We start from the raw sequence: 1,193 nt of genomic DNA on the forward strand, positions 1-1,193 counted from the left end.
TCAAACTCTCAGAAAAAAATTCCGCGCGCCGCGCCGGCCGGAGCCGCGCTGCGCGTTTCGTTCGTCTTCGTTCCGGACAGTTGCTTCACAAGCTTCCTATTCTCCCGCATCCCCGCCGGTCCGTCTTTTGGACCCGCCGGTTCTGCGCCTGAACGACCGGATTTCACAGAGCAAGTTCGCGCCGCCGCCGGCGTCATCCACCGTTTGCGGCGCGGGTTGGGACTTTAGCAAAACCGCCGCCGTCCTGTCAACCCCCGGCCGGAAAATTTCTCTCGATTTTTTCCGGCCCGCCTCCGTCCGCATCCAGCGGCCTGCGCCGCCGGGTGCCCCGAAAGAGCCGCAGACGTTAGCACCGTCCCGCCGCGCGCGTCAACGGGGAATTTTAATTTTTTTTCATTTCTTCATCAGAACGCGTTGCCGGCCAGGTGGCACGCACGAACCAGATCGCATTGTCGCTGCCGTATTTCTCGCAACCGAGCGGCTGCATCCATTCGGCGGTGACGAGCCAGGACGCGCCCGCACCGTCGGAAATGGTCTGAAAATTCCCAAGCCGTGCGCCGTACTCCGGCACTAGCGGTTGCTCCGTCGAACGGATAAGACACTTCCGCTCCGGATCGAACCGCGCGAGAAAAATCGGTGCGCGATTGCGAAAAACGTGATCATTCGCGGCGCCTTCACGCGTATAAGCGAGGTACAGCCCGTTCTTCAGCACCATCCAATGCTGTTGCGTGTTGCGGTTACCGATGGGTATCCCGTCCTCCCAGCACCAGGCACGGAGTTCGCCGAAATCGAGCCCGTCCACACTCTCCGCAAACATCCCGCGTTCGTCAGAACGGACGGTCAGATAAAACTTCCCGTTAAACTCCACAAGCGAAGGTTCAACGCACCCGCGCTTCAATTCCGGACATTCGACCGGGGTGCCGGCCCGCACGACCTCAAGACCTTTCGCGCCGAACCGGTAGCGTACGCACACAACCTTGCCGGGCGGACTGTACGCACCCCGCTTTTTCTCAGCCCCTTCCGCCTGGAAATAACACGGCACGATCAAGTCACCGTTCTCAAGCTCAACCGGATCACCGAACGGCAGCACCGAATCGTAGGCGAACGGAAACGGCAAAACCGAGTAGGACGTGAACTCGCCCTTTTCCGGATCAACCGTCACATACAATGCATCACCCGTTGGACGCCCGTTT

General features: G+C 60.1%; 1 protein-coding gene. It reads right to left on the reverse strand.

Annotated elements, in window-relative coordinates:
* Nucleotides 1-382: 382 nt before the first annotated feature.
* A partial coding sequence (locus P5540_19980; GenBank protein HRT67094.1) for a sialidase occupies nucleotides 383-1,193 on the reverse strand: 811 nt, incomplete at its 5' end.

It is taken from the genome of Candidatus Hydrogenedentota bacterium (genome assembly GCA_035450225.1).
Classification (GTDB): domain Bacteria; phylum Hydrogenedentota; class Hydrogenedentia; order Hydrogenedentales; family SLHB01; genus DSVR01.